Annotated in this window: 17 protein-coding genes and 2 tRNA genes; 14 read left to right on the top strand and 5 right to left on the bottom strand. The window is 45.9% G+C overall.

The genetic code is table 11. From position 1 onward, the window contains the following. Positions 1–281 precede the first annotated feature (281 nt). From NTW12_11835 to NTW12_11815, 5 genes are all read left to right on the top strand, one after another. A complete protein-coding gene (locus NTW12_11835) occupies positions 282–479 on the top strand; it encodes a type II toxin-antitoxin system HicB family antitoxin (GenBank protein ID MCX5847023.1) in 198 nt (65 codons plus the stop codon). Then, complete coding sequence (locus NTW12_11830) at positions 476–649, top strand: type II toxin-antitoxin system HicA family toxin (protein MCX5847022.1); 174 nt, start codon at positions 476–478, stop codon at positions 647–649. Before NTW12_11835 ends, NTW12_11830 begins: the two co-directional genes overlap by 4 nt. Positions 650–710: 61 nt before the next feature. After that, complete coding sequence (locus NTW12_11825; GenBank protein MCX5847021.1) at positions 711–1,043, top strand: hypothetical protein; 333 nt, start codon at positions 711–713, stop codon at positions 1,041–1,043. A gap of 152 nt (positions 1,044–1,195) precedes the next feature. Then, positions 1,196–1,429, top strand: coding sequence for a CopG family transcriptional regulator (locus NTW12_11820; protein MCX5847020.1), 234 nt, complete (start codon positions 1,196–1,198; stop codon positions 1,427–1,429). Then, a complete protein-coding gene (locus NTW12_11815; protein ID MCX5847019.1) occupies positions 1,416–1,673 on the top strand; it encodes a type II toxin-antitoxin system RelE/ParE family toxin in 258 nt (85 codons plus the stop codon). Before NTW12_11820 ends, NTW12_11815 begins: the two co-directional genes overlap by 14 nt. Before the next feature lie 189 nt (positions 1,674–1,862). On the opposite strand, the gene NTW12_11810 is transcribed toward NTW12_11815, so the two are convergent. The 3 genes from NTW12_11810 to hypA are packed head-to-tail and all read right to left on the bottom strand — an operon-like array spanning position 1,863 to position 4,007. Further along, positions 1,863–2,945, bottom strand: coding sequence for a 4Fe-4S binding protein (locus NTW12_11810; GenBank protein MCX5847018.1), 1,083 nt, complete (start codon positions 2,943–2,945; stop codon positions 1,863–1,865). Positions 2,946–2,960: 15 nt separating this feature from the next. After that, positions 2,961–3,641 (bottom strand): hydrogenase nickel incorporation protein HypB, encoded by a 681-nt coding sequence (hypB, locus tag NTW12_11805; GenBank protein MCX5847017.1) that lies wholly within the window; start codon positions 3,639–3,641, stop codon positions 2,961–2,963. 15 nt (positions 3,642–3,656) lie between these two features. After that, positions 3,657–4,007 carry a hydrogenase maturation nickel metallochaperone HypA gene (gene hypA / locus NTW12_11800; GenBank protein MCX5847016.1) on the bottom strand — a complete coding sequence of 117 codons (351 nt, stop codon included), beginning with the start codon at positions 4,005–4,007 and terminating at the stop codon, positions 3,657–3,659. Between the two features lie 295 nt (positions 4,008–4,302). On the opposite strand from hypA, the gene NTW12_11795 reads away from it, so the two are divergent. The 8 genes from NTW12_11795 (at position 4,303) to NTW12_11760 (ending at position 10,852) form a co-directional block, all read left to right on the top strand. Then, positions 4,303–4,941 (top strand): DedA family protein, encoded by a 639-nt coding sequence (locus tag NTW12_11795; protein ID MCX5847015.1) that lies wholly within the window; start codon positions 4,303–4,305, stop codon positions 4,939–4,941. Positions 4,942–5,012: 71 nt separating this feature from the next. Continuing rightward, a complete protein-coding gene (locus NTW12_11790; protein ID MCX5847014.1) occupies positions 5,013–5,855 on the top strand; it encodes a hypothetical protein in 843 nt (280 codons plus the stop codon). A gap of 118 nt (positions 5,856–5,973) precedes the next feature. Continuing rightward, positions 5,974–6,138, top strand: a complete 165-nt coding sequence (locus NTW12_11785) for a hypothetical protein (protein MCX5847013.1) — start codon at positions 5,974–5,976, stop codon at positions 6,136–6,138. Between the two features lie 111 nt (positions 6,139–6,249). Next, entirely contained in the window at positions 6,250–7,446 is a 1,197-nt protein-coding gene (locus NTW12_11780; GenBank protein MCX5847012.1) for an ABC transporter substrate-binding protein, read from the top strand. Positions 7,447–7,564: 118 nt separating this feature from the next. Further along, a complete protein-coding gene (locus NTW12_11775) occupies positions 7,565–8,440 on the top strand; it encodes a branched-chain amino acid ABC transporter permease (protein ID MCX5847011.1) in 876 nt (291 codons plus the stop codon). An 8-nt stretch (positions 8,441–8,448) separates the two neighbouring features. Continuing rightward, positions 8,449–9,411 (top strand): branched-chain amino acid ABC transporter permease, encoded by a 963-nt coding sequence (locus tag NTW12_11770; GenBank protein MCX5847010.1) that lies wholly within the window; start codon positions 8,449–8,451, stop codon positions 9,409–9,411. A 24-nt stretch (positions 9,412–9,435) separates the two neighbouring features. Next, the gene (locus tag NTW12_11765) at positions 9,436–10,161 is read left to right on the top strand and encodes an ABC transporter ATP-binding protein (GenBank protein ID MCX5847009.1); all 726 of its coding nucleotides are present in this window, start codon (positions 9,436–9,438) and stop codon (positions 10,159–10,161) included. Further along, entirely contained in the window at positions 10,148–10,852 is a 705-nt protein-coding gene (locus NTW12_11760) for an ABC transporter ATP-binding protein (GenBank protein ID MCX5847008.1), read from the top strand. The genes NTW12_11765 and NTW12_11760 overlap by 14 nt, the downstream gene beginning before the upstream one ends. An 81-nt stretch (positions 10,853–10,933) precedes the next feature. Here NTW12_11760 and NTW12_11755 read toward each other — a convergent pair whose 3' ends face one another. Together NTW12_11755 and NTW12_11750 are read right to left on the bottom strand one after the other, a co-directional pair. Continuing rightward, a complete protein-coding gene (locus NTW12_11755) occupies positions 10,934–11,467 on the bottom strand; it encodes a DUF4337 domain-containing protein (protein MCX5847007.1) in 534 nt (177 codons plus the stop codon). Positions 11,468–11,568: 101 nt separating this feature from the next. Beyond that, positions 11,569–11,644: transfer RNA gene (locus NTW12_11750), tRNA-Ala, on the bottom strand. A gap of 108 nt (positions 11,645–11,752) precedes the next feature. Here NTW12_11750 and NTW12_11745 point away from each other — a divergent pair. Beyond that, positions 11,753–11,839, top strand: a tRNA-Leu gene (locus tag NTW12_11745). Positions 11,840–12,772: the final 933 nt, after the last annotated feature.

Here is a 12,772-nt window from a genome sequence, read left to right as displayed (position 1 = left end):
GTAGTAAATGGTGTTCATGGAAGCCTCCTTTTGGTAATTTGATTTCGGACGGCCATGCCGATCCGACCGCTTGTTCTTCAAGCTATCAATACCACTGGCGGCTTCCTGTTTGAATCAATTCTTATACATTCTAACAGCCACTAATTGATAATCCGCATGATAATCGGTGGCTGTCCCCTATTTCCCCCTATTTCCCCCCTATTTCCCACGGAATTTCTTTAGAATATTATCCTTTTCTGCTATATAAAATAGAAACAAGATATGTAAACGAGAGGTGAAAAATGCAGACTAAATTAAAGATGCTTTATTGGAAAGGTGAGAAGTTTTGGGTTGGTAAACTTATTGAACACCCTGAAATAATGACTCAAGGTGAAACATTGGAGGAACTTGAGGAAAACATGAAAGATGCATACATACTTATGACAATGGCGGATGTTCCAGAAAATCATAAGGTTAAAGAACTCACTCTTAACGTATGAAAAGGAAAGCCCTGATCAAGAAAATCACTTCTTTTGGATGCACGCTCTTGAGACATGGCCGCAGCCATGATCTATACATGAATCCCAAGACCGGTAAGAAGCAGCCAGTTCCCAGACACAATGAAATAGACGAAATCCTTGCAAAGCACATAATAAAAGAATTGACATAACAAGACTATCCAGCCGACCGCTTACAGCGGCGGCTGATATTGGCGTTATAACTTGGGATAAATGAAAAAAAGAAATCCATATATTGGTAAGTGGCGAATCACAGAAATGGAGATGTGGGATCAAGAGTACATCGATATGGAAACTGAAGGCCATTTCCTATTCGAAAAAAATGAATTAGGATCTTTTCAATTTGGTTTGGTACAAGGTCGAATCGACTATAGGATAGAAAATGTGGGCGAAATTGAACGGCTTGAATTTTCCTGGGAAGGCCAAGATGAAAATGATGAGGCATTAGGTCGAGGATGGGCTGTAATAAAAAACGATCACATCGAAGGTCGATTCTATTTTCATTTGGGAGATAATTCCTGGTTTAAAGCAAAAAAATACAAATAAGTTTGTTATACCAATTTTCTGCACCTGACCGGTATTCCGCTGCGCTCCTTACCGTCAGGTGAGAAATACGTTCGCTTCTTGGAATAGACATAAAGATGTTGCCGTTATGACGTTTTGGTGCTATAGATACATAACTACATGGAGGTGACATTATGGCAACAGCAGCTAAACGAGCTACCGTATATTTAGACCCTGAGCTACACAAGGCACTTCGACTAAAAGCGGTCGAGACCTCTCGGTCAGTGTCGGAGCTCGTAAATAACGCAATCAGAGAAGCCCTTGCTGAGGACGCCGAGGACCATGCGGCTTTCGAGGAAAGAGCGAGAGAGCCGCTGATCAGCTACAACGAGATGATCAAGAGGCTGAAAAAAGATGGCCGAATATAGAGTCTATTTCCGTGTATCTGTCGAGAAGGATCTCATCGCAATACCCAAAAGTAATCTGAAGAAGATTCTTCAACGGATTAAAAAGCTCAGCGAGAATCCAAGGCCATCGGGTTGTGAAAAGTTGACCGGTCAAGAAAGGTACAGGATTCGTCAAGGACGATATCGAATTGTCTACTCTATTCAGGACAGAGAACTTACCGTCTGGATAGTAAAGGTCGGTCATCGCAAAGATATTTATCGTTGAAGCGAACAAGTAGCTGCACCGGACGTGGCATAACAGAGCCACGCCGGTGAGCATTGCGTTGCACCTTTCCTTCGTTAATCTGCGATACCGTCAGTCATGGCAAGTTATTGATGAGTAGGTGCTATAAAGAATTGAGAATAGAGAGGGGATTATACGATAACTGTGTATATAATATAAAAAACAAGAGAGTTATCGTTTATTAATTTCTAAAAAGCGTTCCAGTTTGCCCTTTTCCTTGAGCACTTTCATCCCCATTTCTTGAAGTGTTGCCGGCGTGTCGGGCTGCTCGCTTCGCCTTACAAGAATCATGGCATTCGCCGGACACGCAGACACGCAGAGTCCGCAGCCGATACATTTTTCGAGATCAACTACGGCTGTGTCGCTTTTTATTTCAAGAGCGTGCATGGGGCACCGCTCATCCGCGCAGATACCGCACCCGGTACAGGCGTTACCGTCAACCTGAGGTTGGAATCCGCTGGTCGCAAAGCCATGGGGTAAATTAAGCCTGGTGCGGCATGTCAGGATTATGCAGCAACAGGGGCAACAATTACAGATAAAGGTTGCTCTATCCGCACTGTTGCTGCTGGTATGCACCAGACCTGCCTCTTCCGCGCTGTCCAGTACACGGAGCGCTTCCTCCCGGTTTATTTCACGGGCGTATCGGCGCTCCACCAGAAAGCGCGCCGGTGCATCAAAAAAGAAACATACCTCCTTGGGAGAATGACATGCACCAACGCTCGCACGGCAGGCGCAGCGGGCAAGTGCAATAGTGTCCGCCTTCTCGATTAACTTCGATACCTCCTCATAAGGGTGGATGTGGACAGTGGCATCTATGGCACGTTCAACGGGCACAACCCGCGCCAGGGGAGTCGGGTCTCCCGCAAAGGAAGCACCGAGACCGTCTTTGCGATATTTTATCCAGAGCTTTCCCAATCTTTCGTGGAGTGGTGTACCCTTACCCCGCATCAATGGAAATTCAAACAAACCCGGCACTGTCGGGAGCAGGCCGTAAAACTGTTTACCACTTTTTTCACGAGAAAAAATAACTGCCTTATCCGCCATGGATTCGATCAAATACTCCGCTTCATCCATAGGAATACCGGCAGCGGATGCAATATCTTCAACCGGTTTGGGTGAAAAGCTCATGTGTACGGCAATCTCAGCCTCCTCGGGTGTAAAGAGAAAACGGATGATTTCGTCAAAGGCCTTTGATTTCGGCGCACCCGAAGGATGGGCATCAAGAATCTCGCGTAGCTTTTCGTAAACGTCCATTGGTGGTTCCTTTCTTCAAAGTGCGGCGGAATGAAGATAGGTTTTAATTTCATCCGTAAGCCAGCGGGTCCACTTCTCTATGCCCTCTCCTGTTTTGCATGACACCTCGATTATTTTGATTTCGGGGTTCAGCCGGTAGACCCTTTCTTTCAAGACTTCCATGTCAAAATCAGCAATACGGAGATAATCTATTTTATTAACTACCAGAACATCACATATGCTGAACATAAGGGGATATTTGAGAGGCTTGTCGTCACCTTCCGGAACACTCAGGATCATCGCTTTCTTATGAGAGCCCGTGTCAAATTCCGCCGGGCAGACGAGATTCCCGATATTTTCGATAATGACGAGATCGAGATTCTTCAGGTCCATTTCATCCAGCGCCATTTTGATCATGGAGGCATCCAGATGGCAGAACCCTCCCGTCTTTAGCTGAACTGCCGGGACACCCTCTTTGACGACCTTCTCCGCATCGACCACGGAGTCTATATCCCCCTCGATCACCCCGATCCTGTGTGCACCTTTCATGTTTCGGATAGTGTTTACAATAAGACTTGTCTTGCCCCCGCCCGGCGATGCCATAAGGTTCAGCATGAAAACCGTATTCATGCGGAGTGTATCCCTGATCTCATCCGCGAGATCCTTATTATCAGACAGGATTTCTTCCTTAATTTCTATCAAGCGTATGTCTGCCATTATATCTCCTCTTATTTACGAGATCGTTATATCTTTAATATAAAACTCCCTGCCGGAAATGAGCGCGAACTTTATGCTACCGCATGCAGGACATGCGAAATCCTTTGTATCCCTTAGTGAAACGGGAAAAGTGTTTTTGCAATCATTGCACTGAAAGATGATTGGCGATCTTTCAATGTCGAGTTTTGCCCCTTCAGCAATAGTATCTTTGCTCAGATAGTCAAAATAGTGCTGGATACAATCACCGACAAGTTCGCTGAGTTCTCCTATCGTAAGACCGATGGTGAGAACCTTTTCAGCTCCGTTTGTCTGGGCGTGCTTCAGGACGATATTAAGGATGCTTTCTGTTACCGCCAGTTCATGCATATCCAGTTATCTCCATGAAATCTTCCTTACACGAACAAAATACAAAATAGCAATCAAAAAAGTGATTAATGGCCTACGCCACAGCAAACTGTGTTGTATAGGGAATCCAGAATACAGAATTCAGAACATGTAAGTCAGAATCAAACCGATACATTTCATTAATTCCCATTCTGTCTCCTGACTACTGTCTTTAAGTTTCTTCTTTGGTATTGACACAAAGGCTCCTTTCTTATACTACTCTGGCAAGAATTTTTTACATACTTCAAGTAAAGAAAGTCCTTTTAAAGAACTATCAATGGAACTGATTATCTATCTAGCCGATTTTATTATTCACCTTGACCGGCATCTTGCCACAATTATTCAATACTTCGGTGGGTGGACCTATTTCATCTTTTTTCTCGTTATATTTTGTGAAACCGGTCTTGTTGTTACCCCCTTTCTGCCCGGGGACTCCCTCCTCTTCGGACTTGGCACTTTTGCGGCCCTTGGATTGCTCCAGGTCGAATGGCTGCTGATTCTTCTCTCAATTGCCGCTGTAGCAGGAAATACTGTGAATTACGCGATAGGAAGGTTTGTAGGTCCGAAAGTCTTTCACAAGGAAAATGTCCGTTTTTTAAACAAACAATATCTTGATCGAACCCACGAATTTTATGAAAAACACGGGGGGAAAGCGATAGTCATCGCACGCTTCCTCCCTATTATTCGTACATTTGCACCTTTTGTGGCCGGGATCGGGAGGATGACCTACTCGCGTTTTACCTGTTACAATGTTCTTGGTAGCGTTGCATGGGTTACACTTTTTATTGTTGCAGGTTATTATTTCGGCAATCTTCCCGTTGTTAAAAGAAACTTCACACTCGTCATTTTCGCGATCATCATAATTTCTGTGCTTCCCATTGTGTTTGAATATTTTCGCATGCGCAGCCGATCATGACAGAGGAACCATAGGGAAAAGTACAACATATTGGAGATTCAACGTTCTCATTCCTTGGAAGGAAAAGGGGTATGAATAAAAAGACGGTATTGCTTCTGATTCTGGGTTTGTTTTTCTTTTCAGTCTCAACGGTCAGAGCAGATAGTTCAAACATCGTGAAAATCGGCAGCGATGTGACTATCGAAGAAGGCACGAAGGTTCGTAATGTCCTGGCGATCGGTGGGCAGGTTACGGTTGATGGTGTTGTTGATAACCATATTGTGGCAATTGGCGGGGCTGTTGTTCTGACAGGGAAAGCCGTGGTCGGCGGGAGCGTCTTCTGCATTGGAGGGATCATTGTAAAAGGGCGCGGCGCGGAAGTTCACGGTAATCTCACCGAGATCAATGCCGAAGATATGTCCGCAGCCATAGCAAACGCCTTGAGTGAGGAATGGGAGGGATGGTCCTGGATTTTTGCCATTATCTCCATATCTATTTTTCTCGGTGTCCTGCTCCTGACTATCCTTACTGTTTTCCTGATTCCGAAACCTATACGGCTTATTTCGTCTTCCATCAAGGAAAAGCCTTTCAAGGTTACTGTATGGGGCCTTGCAGGACTGGTATTGATTGTTCCGTTGGCAGTACTGCTGGCTGTTTCAGTTGTCGGTATCGTTTTGATTCCCTTAGAAATGACCATTGTTCTCTGCGCAGTTCTCATCGGTTTCATTGCGGTGTCACAGCTCGTCGGCAGGAGATTATTCACTGTTCTGAAGAGGCAAGATCAAAGCATGATGCGGGAAACAATATGGGGACTTATCATCCTATGGTTAATCGGATGGATACCGTACGTGGGTTGGATAGTCAAGATGTGTGCCATAGTCCTCGGGCTGGGAGGCGTTCTCTTGACTCGCTTCGGTACCAATCAGCACGTATAATCTCAGCCCCTTTATCCTTGTTGCAAAATCATCCTGATTGTTGTAGAAAACCACAATCATAAGAGCTTCCTGTTTCGGGTGCTGTTCATGCAAATATGGAGGCTGAGGAGCGGAAATCGTGAACAGGATAGAAGCCGTGGAGAAAGCTCTGGGAAAAAGAGGCCGGGACATCGTTTCCTATTCCGGAACAGAGCATATATGCCGTGTTATGGTTGAAGGGCCAACCCGCGAGGAGACGGAAAATACTGCGGTCAAATCGCTGAGGTGGTCAAAGAAAAGCTGAATTGAAGATGTAGGCTTGAAAAAGTATATTCTTGCTTGACAGGGAAACGGCATTTTTAAAAGTAGATGCGGGATTTTATACGCAATCATAACATAATAGGAGGTTGAAACAATGAAAAGGTATGCATTTATTTTTCTCAGCGTCTTATGCGTAATGGGTATCATGTCTATTGGAGCATCACCTGCGGCTGCCGTAAAGGTAGGTATTGTTCTCCCGCTCACTGGCGCCGAAGCAAAATTTGGAGAAATAGAAAAAAGATCCTTTGAGATGGCCGTGCATGAAATCAATAAACAGGGCGGCATTAAAGGGGAAAAAATTGAGCTGATTGTGGAAGATGACACGGGTAGACCTGATGTGGGACGATCCGTCGTTGAAAAACTCATCACTAAAGATAAAGTCGTAATGGTCGGCGGCGGTTACAGCAGTTCCGTAACCTTTGCCGTGGCCGGTGTCTGTCAGCAAAACCGTATCCCGTTCCTTGTCAATACCGGTTCCGCTGATAAAATCACGACATCGGGCTGGGATTACGTTTTCCGATTGAACCCCCCGGTAAGTGAATATGCGGGGGCGATTGAATCACTTCTCACGGAAATTGTAAAACCAAAAACGGTCGTCATCCTCCATGAAAATTCTCTGTTCGGAACATCAGGCGCCAAATCCTTCGAAGAAACCTGCAAACAATTAGGATATCAGGTACTTTTGAAGCAGGGTTATGAGGCCGGTGGTATTGATTTCAAACCCGTTCTTGTCAGGGTTAAACAACTCAACCCCGACGTCGTCTATATGGTATCCTACATCATGGACGCCTCTCTACTCATGAAGCAGGCAAAAGAATTAAAATTAACACCGAAGATGTTCATCGGAGGGGCGGCAGGCTTCACCATGCCGGAATTTAGGAAGAATGCGGGGGTTGCTTCTGAAAAAGTTATCTCGGCCACCCTCTGGTACCAGAATCTGAAGTATCCGGGGGCGATGGCGTATTTTAAAAATTACAAAGCCAGGTATAAAGATGACACAGAATATCACGGTGCAGAAGCCTATGCGGCCGCGCAAATTATCGCTGACACCCTGATCCGAGCGCGATCATTTAAGCCTGCCGATATTAAACAGGCTTTGTCGGAAACCTATGCAATGACCGTCTTTGGTCCCGTTAAATTCATATCCTACGGGAAGTTTAAAAATCAGAACAAACTGCCTACCTACGTTGTTCAGTGGATCAACGGCAAGCTTGAACTGGTCTGGCCTGCCGACATTGCCACGAAAAAATTAGTCTATCCTGTCAACTGGCTGAAAACCTGGAAGTATTAATTTTAAATAATTGAAGTAGGGTAAGCTGCTGCTGGATTGCTCCGGCGGCAGTTTACCTCTCCCGAATAGAGATGCAGGGTCCCGATATATCTAAAGACTTTCTTGAAAGGATCGTCACATGGATGTATTAATCCAAACAATTGTCGCGGGAATTCTTATAGGTGGAATTTACAGTCTGATTGGAATCGGGATGACACTCATCATGGGTGTTATGGGAATCATCAACCTGGCCCACGGCCAGTTGATGATGGTCGCCATGTACATTACCTTTGTCCTCTTCCAGGCATTCGAAATGGATCCGTACGTGTCTCTTCTGGTTTCCATGCCGGCGCTCTTCCTCCTGGGAGTAATCTTGCAGAAAATATTTCTGAACCCCCTGATCAAGGTGGAATCCATCCTCCCGGAAAACCAGGTTCTGATGACTGTCGGTATAGGCATGGTTCTGACGGAAATAGCCCGGTTCATCTTTACATCCGACTACAAGACCGTTGAAACGTCTTATAGTTCCAAGGCTTTCTTTATCGGTGACATTTCCTTCAATCAACCCATGTGTTTTGCCTTTATTATTGCTGTTATTTTTACCGTAATTCTATTCTGGTTCTTATTGAAAACAGACTTGGGCCGTGCCATTCGGGCGACAGCCCAGGATAAGGATGCGGCTACATTGATGGGAGTGAACAGCGGCAGGATCACAATCATCACATTCGGGCTGGGTTCGGCGCTGGTGGCTGCGGCAGGAAGCCTGTTGATTCCAATCTTCTATCTCTTCCCTGATGTCGGCGGCCCCTTCACCCTGAAGGCATTCGTAATCACCATACTGGGCGGCCTGGGAAGCACGGTGGGCGCGATAGTCGGCGGGATCGTCCTGGGTATTGCAGAATCTTTAGGCGCGACGTATATCGGCATGGGTTACAAAGAAATGGTCGGTCTTATCATATTCGTTCTCGTACTTGTTTTTTTACCCGGCGGGTTAAAACGCTGGACGAAAGTATAGAGGTGACTATGGGGAAAAAGAATCTGGTACTCGTCTCTCTGGCACTCCTCGCCATAGCCTTTCCGGTCTTTGTCGAGTCTGATTACTACCGTCATCTGGTCATTATCGCCCTTATGTGGGTTGTCGTCGGGTCCGCATGGAACCTGCTGGCGGGGTACACCGGTCAGGTATCCTTCGGGCACGCCATGTTTTTCGGTATCGGCGCTTATACCGCCGGAATCCTCGTTACAAAACTGGAAATGTCCGCGTGGTGGGGCATGCTGTTCGGCGGCGTTTCCGCAATGCTCATCGGCCTTTTCGTGGGCTGGGTTTGTTTCAGATTGAGAGGTCCATACTTCGCCCTGGCTACGCTTGCGGGAGGTGAAATCTTCCGGCTCATCGCCACAAACTGGGAAGACCTGACCGATGGGATGGTCGGGATCCTCATCATTCAGACATATACCAGCAAGATCCCCTATTACTACATTGCCCTTGCATTATCAACTTTGTGTATCTTCGTCATATACCTGGTGATGAAATCGAAATGGGGGTACTACTTCGTATCCATCAGGGAGGATCAGGATGCAGCAGCGTCTCTCGGAATAAACACAACACTCTATAAAAATGTATCCCTGATGATAAGCTCCTTTTTTACGGGGACAGCAGGGGCGTTCTACATGAACTACATGGCCTTCATCGATCCTCATGTCGTCTTCTCCCTCCATTATATCTCAATCATGGCCATCCTGGTCGGGATCGTTGGCGGAGTTGCCACCGCCATGGGGCCCGCCGTCGGGGCATTCATCATGGTAGGCCTCCAGGAGACATTCAGGAGCGCCTTTTTCGGCCTTGCTCCGGCATGGACAAGTGAGGCCCATGCGCTGGTGTTCGGCCTTCTGGTCATCTTTGTGATACTCTTTTTACCGAACGGTATTGTGGGCGACTGGTCAAAAATAAAACGGAATATTTTCAGAATCAAGGCGACAAGCTGACAGGAAAAAAGGGGAGAATAGCACATGGCACTCCTGGAATTAAAAAATCTCACGAAAACGTTTGGCGGTCTTAAGGCGGTCAATAATGTAACCTTCCACGTTAACGAAGGGGAAATCATGGGACTTATCGGTCCAAACGGCTCGGGAAAAACGACTATTTTCAATTGCATTAATCAATACTACACTCTGACTTCCGGTGATATCTTCTTCAAAGGAACAAGTATAAAGAGATTAAAAACACACACAATCTGTCATATGGGTGTCGGCAGAACCTTTCAGGTTGTGAAACCCCTTTCCCGGATGACGGTTCTGGACAACGTCACAGCGTCTGCCTTTTGCCGCGTGAACAGTATAAAAGAGGCACGGAATACGGCGTTACAGACACTGGAATTTTGCAGTCTTGCAGATCAGAAGGACAAGCTGGCGAAAAGTCTTCCCATAGGCGGGAGGAAACGACTGGAGATTGCCCGTGCATTGGCAACGAAACCGGAACTCATCCTTTTGGATGAAACGGCAGCCGGTCTGACTCCCTCAGAGTTGGACGTGGCAATAGAGCTGATTAAAAAAATGAGAGACAGCGGCATTACCATCCTGATTGTCGAGCACATTATGAAAGTCATCATGACCATATCGGACCGCATCCACGCGATTAATTTCGGCCAGACCATTGCTGAAGGTACACCGCATGAGGTGGCTAATAATCCGGCGGTTATTGAGGCCTATCTGGGGGAGGCATATGCTCAGTGTTAAAGGTATAGACGTATTTTACGGAGACCTCCAGGTGATCTGGGATGTCTCCTTTGAGGTCAAGGAAAAGGAGATAGTAGTCCTCGTCGGTTCCAATGGAGCAGGAAAATCCACGACATTGAGAACCATATCGGCCCTGCTCACCCCGAAAAAAGGGACGATTGAATTCAATGGCACACGAATCGATCACATCCCGGCAAACAGGATTATCGAGCAGGGCATCGTCCATGTTCCTGAAGCGAGACGTCTGTTTCACGAAATGACGGTAGAGGAAAACCTGATCATGGGGTCGCTTTACGGTGAGGCAAAGCGCAAACGCCTTGAAACCATGGAGTATGTTTACTCCCTGTTCCCGAGACTCAAAGAAAGAAAAAAGCAGACCGCGGGAACGCTTTCCGGAGGTGAACAACAGATGGCAGCCGTGGGAAGGGGACTTATGTCTTTACCCAAGCTGATGATGCTCGATGAGCCGTCACTGGGCCTCGCCCCACTCCTGGTACAGGACATTTTCAACATAGTAAAGCGAATCAATGAGGCAGGGGTGACGGTTCTTTTAGTGGAACAGAACGTAAGACAGACGCTGGGTATGTGCAATCGTGCTTACGTCCTGGAAAACGGCCGGATTGTTCTGGAAGGGCCCGGATGCGAGCTTCTGGAAAACGCTAAGGTGAAAGAGGCCTTTTTGGGGATTTGAGAGAGACAGGCTTGCCAGCTTGTCTATTGAATTCCGCCAGAGATTCCGGATCAAGTTCTTTCATTGGTAAATCCTCATTGTTTAATAAAACAAAAATATTGCATCCGGGAAGAAGAACACCCACCCGCTAACTGTCGCAAGTCCAAGATAGAACAGAGGTTTCTTTTTCGTCAAGGCGGAAACGGAAGACAGCATTATAGCTATCTGCAGGAAAATAAGGGCATACCCGAAATTTCCCGTCCGGGCCTGGGCGTCTTCTTTCGATTTCGCCAGCGCATCAGCGGTCGCCTTAATCTCTACCTTCTCCACATCGTATCGCTTAATCTGCTTGTCATAATCATTGATAAGTTGAGAGTATTTATCCCTAGCCGCTTTCGGCTTATTCGCCAATGCCACCGTCTCCACTTCCATTTTTTGCTTCTGTATTTCATAAATATAAGTCTTGATACTCTTTGCCTGATAAAAAGCCCATTGACTCGTTTCCTGTCCCTGATTCAAAATAGCACGGGATGAGTATTTTCCCAGGTACAGCGTTGTGATCGCTGCAAGAACCGCCATGATCGCAGTTGCAAGGGCTACCCACGACATCCACGTCCCGGTTTTCATTTCAGACATACATTAAAACCTCCTGAAGCAAAGATATTAAGTATTTTCCAATGTCTCTTAGAGTAAAAAAAGGGTTAACCAAAATTCAAGCTAACCCTGAAATAATTATATGGTGGAGCTGACGAGGATCGAACTCGTGACCTCTTGAATGCCATTCAAGCGCTCTCCCAGCTGAGCTACAGCCCCACTTTGTGCATATCCTCAATGGGAAAAATGACTTAGCATACGGTTTCACGGCTTGTCAATACATTTTTCTTGACATTTGGTGAGCCCTTATATAATCACACAATCTGTGCCGGAGTGGTGAAATTGGTAGACGCAGGGGACTCAAAATCCCCCGCCCGCAAGGGCATCCCGGTTCGACCCCGGGCTCCGGCACCAGAGTGAAATCAAAGGGTTACAAGCTTTAGGTGGGGTTTGTGACCCTTTATTTTTGGGGAAAATTGGGGCGATTGTGATAATTTTCTCCCGGGTATCGTCCATGGCGATACCGCATGCCAGAGTGATCGAGGTTGTTGTCTTACCCACGCTACCTTTCTGATTAAATAATGGCAACGATTTTTTCAAGCATAAAAATTTCTCCTTGTTACTATCCTCATCATTTAAAAAACTGTTCCGATTTACATCAGTCCCAATCAGTGAATCTAACTGATTAGCGGATGGAGATGACTTCTTGTTTCAGTATTGATACCAATTTTTGGAAATTATAAAATGCGACAGCGTCAACCGCGAAGTCATGTAAGTCTGCCTGGTTAATATTGGTATAAATGGGTGTGGTGTAAGGTACGAGGATTAAAAGTCCCCCGCGGATCGTGAAGAGATTTCGTTAAGTCGGTGGTATCTCTTTTGATCTTAGCAACTCTTCTGTATATGGAAATCTCTAATTTTATGCCTATTATTTGTTTATCATGTTGTACTTTTGTCACGACATAGGACAAGAAGACCATTCACTAAGGAAAAACTCCTAATCTTAAATTTAAAACTAATAGCAGGAAGAATCAGATCGTCGATATTGCCTAATGTTTACTGCGAGTTTTAGATTGAGCTTATTATTGAAAGAAATGAGTCGGTTCCTTGAATAAATATACAACACTACAAATGGCAATTCTTGAGGCTGATCTTGGCGAAAGTCGCATAAGGCTTGACTTTTGTTCACCTACAACTAAATGACAGTCGATGTCCAATTGAGGTGAGGATTACCATTTATAAGGCGCACAAGTAAAATCAGCCTTCCATCTTCACCACCTTGGCTAAGAAATCCAACACCACCTGATTAAACTCACGCCAGTTCTCCATCACGACGCCGTGGGCTGC

The organism is Deltaproteobacteria bacterium, assembly GCA_026388545.1.
Lineage (GTDB): Bacteria > Desulfobacterota > Syntrophia > Syntrophales > UBA2185 > JAPLJS01.
This window is presented reverse-complemented; position numbering and strand designations above follow the sequence as displayed.

Bases quoted from the DNA above. Each gene is read 5' to 3' on its own strand.
- NTW12_11835 (MCX5847023.1), top strand. From the start codon at position 282: ATGCAGACTAAATTAAAGATGCTTTATTGGAAAGGTGAGAAGTTTTGG.
- NTW12_11830 (MCX5847022.1), top strand. From the start codon at position 476: ATGAAAAGGAAAGCCCTGATCAAGAAAATCACTTCTTTTGGATGCACG.
- NTW12_11825 (MCX5847021.1), top strand. From the start codon at position 711: ATGAAAAAAAGAAATCCATATATTGGTAAGTGGCGAATCACAGAAATG.
- NTW12_11820 (MCX5847020.1), top strand. From the start codon at position 1,196: ATGGCAACAGCAGCTAAACGAGCTACCGTATATTTAGACCCTGAGCTA.
- NTW12_11815 (MCX5847019.1), top strand. From the start codon at position 1,416: ATGGCCGAATATAGAGTCTATTTCCGTGTATCTGTCGAGAAGGATCTC.
- NTW12_11810 (MCX5847018.1), bottom strand. From the start codon at position 2,945: ATGGACGTTTACGAAAAGCTACGCGAGATTCTTGATGCCCATCCTTCG.
- hypB (MCX5847017.1), bottom strand. From the start codon at position 3,641: ATGGCAGACATACGCTTGATAGAAATTAAGGAAGAAATCCTGTCTGAT.
- hypA (MCX5847016.1), bottom strand. From the start codon at position 4,007: ATGCATGAACTGGCGGTAACAGAAAGCATCCTTAATATCGTCCTGAAG.
- NTW12_11795 (MCX5847015.1), top strand. From the start codon at position 4,303: ATGGAACTGATTATCTATCTAGCCGATTTTATTATTCACCTTGACCGG.
- NTW12_11790 (MCX5847014.1), top strand. From the start codon at position 5,013: ATGAATAAAAAGACGGTATTGCTTCTGATTCTGGGTTTGTTTTTCTTT.
- NTW12_11780 (MCX5847012.1), top strand. From the start codon at position 6,250: ATGAAAAGGTATGCATTTATTTTTCTCAGCGTCTTATGCGTAATGGGT.
- NTW12_11775 (MCX5847011.1), top strand. From the start codon at position 7,565: ATGGATGTATTAATCCAAACAATTGTCGCGGGAATTCTTATAGGTGGA.
- NTW12_11770 (MCX5847010.1), top strand. From the start codon at position 8,449: ATGGGGAAAAAGAATCTGGTACTCGTCTCTCTGGCACTCCTCGCCATA.
- NTW12_11765 (MCX5847009.1), top strand. From the start codon at position 9,436: ATGGCACTCCTGGAATTAAAAAATCTCACGAAAACGTTTGGCGGTCTT.
- NTW12_11760 (MCX5847008.1), top strand. From the start codon at position 10,148: ATGCTCAGTGTTAAAGGTATAGACGTATTTTACGGAGACCTCCAGGTG.
- NTW12_11755 (MCX5847007.1), bottom strand. From the start codon at position 11,467: ATGTCTGAAATGAAAACCGGGACGTGGATGTCGTGGGTAGCCCTTGCA.